Source organism: Ilyobacter sp., from assembly GCF_041583315.1.
Taxonomy (GTDB): domain Bacteria; phylum Fusobacteriota; class Fusobacteriia; order Fusobacteriales; family Fusobacteriaceae; genus Ilyobacter.
Map to the genome: position 1 here is coordinate 1 of NZ_JBFHGC010000435.1, position 2,498 is coordinate 2,498.

Here is a 2,498-nt window from a genome sequence, read left to right on the forward strand (position 1 = left end):
TATCCATCCACTGTTGTTACCCTTACTCTTGTTTAGAACCACATTTGCAACTACTCCGTTACCAAGTAATATCAGGATCATTGTACCTATAAACTCTGCTAAATAAACTCCCATTTCATCACTCCTCCTGTTTTTTATATGCATTTCTACAAATAAAAAAACTACAAAAAGTCAGACACCTAAAATGCCGTTCTTTTGTAGTTTCTCCATTCTCCTACTACATATATTATTTTAAATTAAAATTCTAAAAAAATATTCTCGCACACACCTTTTTTAAAGTTTTCGATCTTTTATTAGTCAAAGTGTGGTTATTCCTTACACTTTTATGTTATTACACTTTGTTGGTATTGTCAATGAAACAAATTAAAGTTATTTTTTTCACTTTATTCCATTGGTAGACATATCCAGCTGTAGCCCTTGATATATCTTACCTAGTTGGCAAAGTATAAATTAATTCAATTCTAAAATAAAAAAGACGAGGCTTGCATCAACCTCGTCTCCATAATAAGATTATAATTTTTTTAAGCCGTTTTTCTTTTTACCATACCTGAATTCCACACTGGAATAAGAAGCAGTATTGCCAGCACTGCAGACCCGATAAGCATCATGAAGTAAACATTCCAGGAATAGTTATCAAGCACATAACCGACTAAGATTTCAGAACCTGTAGCTCCTATGAAATATCCAAACAGACCTGTCCATCCTGCAGACATCCCTGCACTGTCATCCTTTGCAATATCCACAGCAGCTATACCTATTGCCGCTACAGGGAAGTATATCAAGGCACCTATGATTGCGATCGATAGATTTATTATCAGCATACTGTCTGTAAGCCAATAGGCAGAAACAGCTAGAATAGAAAGTCCTAGACATATTACAGTAAGAGGGGTTCTTCTTCCCTTAAACATCTTATCTGAAAGCCATCCCAGGAAAATAGTTCCAGGAATAGCTGCAAATTCAAACATGAAAAATGCCCATCCTGCTTCCTTCATATTTACACCTTTATACTGAACAAGATAAACTGATATCCAGTCAAGTGTTCCGTATCTCAAGAAATAAATAAAAGCGTTTGCAAGAGCCAAAGACCATAATGTCTTATTCTTTAGGATATCTTCTACGAATATTTCCTTTGATGTTCTTCCGCCCTCTTTGACTTTTTTATTTTCAGGTACAATATCTCCGTGATAATCTTCCACAGATGGAAGTCCGAGACTTTCGGGTTTGTCTCTTAAGAACACCATTACAAGAATACCCGCTATTACAGATATTATTCCAGGTAGGTAGAATAGACCTTTCCAGCTTCCTGAAAACATTTTTACACCCATTATTACCACAAAAGGAATAATCATTGCTCCCACATTGTGAGCCGTATTCCATATAGACATCCAGGTTCCTCTTTCATCATTGGAAAACCATACCTTCATTGTTTTTCCGCATGGAGGCCATCCCATAGACTGTACCCAGCCGTTTATAGTCCACAGAACTGTAAAGGAAGCTATACTCTGAAAACTACCAAATATAATATTTACAAAACCTCCCAGAATCAGTCCCAGACCCATAAAATATCTTGGATTTGACTTATCAGAAACTCCCCCCATTATAAATTTTCCAAGTCCGTATGCCAGAGGCATTCCCGCTGCAATTGCTCCTACCTGGAGCTTGGTATACCCCAGTTGATCAATAAGATAAGGCTTGGCAAAAGAAAGATTTTTTCTTGTAATATAAAAAACTGCATATCCCAAAAATATAGTTATGAAAACCTGCCATTTATATCGATTGTACTCCTTGTCCACATCTTTTACTTTGATATCAAGAGCCTCTGCCGACTTTAAAAAACCTATCATAATTCCCCTCCGAAATTCTATGAAATTTTTATTTCATAATTTTTTATACAGAATTAATTTTTTTAGTTTTGACTTGCCGTTGCATCAAAGACCGGTATCCCGGTCTTTTTTGAAACAGCCTTTTATTATATAAATGGGCCCCTTTACATAATAAAAGAACCGAACTAAAAAATACCTCAAGGTATTCTTTGGTTCGGCTTCTCACTAGTCTCTGCACACCATTAATCCTGTCTTTTACACGATTTTTACATCGTGTTTACAACAGATTATACTCAATACTGTACATTTTGTCAATACTTTAGCCACTACTTCTTCAGGTTATATGTCCCATAGTTCAATTTTAGTCGTGGAAACTCCTGAAGCCCCTGCTCCCAGGGCATTCATGATATCTTCTTTATCGGTTATTAGTCCTCCTGCTATCACAGGGAGATTCAATTCATTTGATAGTCTTTTTATTATTTTAGGCATAAGTCCCGGCAGTATCTCAACTGCATCTGGTTTTGTTTCTCTTGCATATTTCAGACTGTTTTCCAGCGATATTGAATCCAAAAGAAAAAACCTCTGGATCACCCTTACACCTAATTTCTTGGCAGTTTTAATCAGATTATACTTGGTGCTTATTATTCCGTCTAAAGCTGTGTTCTTTATCAGATA

The 2,498-nt window shown here is 36.0% G+C and carries 2 protein-coding genes and 1 pseudogene; all 3 read right to left on the reverse strand.

Annotated elements, in window-relative coordinates:
• Window positions 1–114: pseudogene (locus tag ABZA26_RS12565) on the reverse strand (aquaporin family protein); the annotation flags it as partial.
• 407 nt (window positions 115–521) lie between these two features.
• Complete coding sequence (locus ABZA26_RS12570; RefSeq protein ID WP_372714857.1) at window positions 522–1,844, reverse strand: MFS transporter; 1,323 nt, start codon at window positions 1,842–1,844, stop codon at window positions 522–524.
• A gap of 318 nt (window positions 1,845–2,162) precedes the next feature.
• Window positions 2,163–2,498: glycerol-3-phosphate responsive antiterminator (locus tag ABZA26_RS12575; protein WP_372714858.1), on the reverse strand; the 336-nt coding region annotated here is incomplete at its 5' end.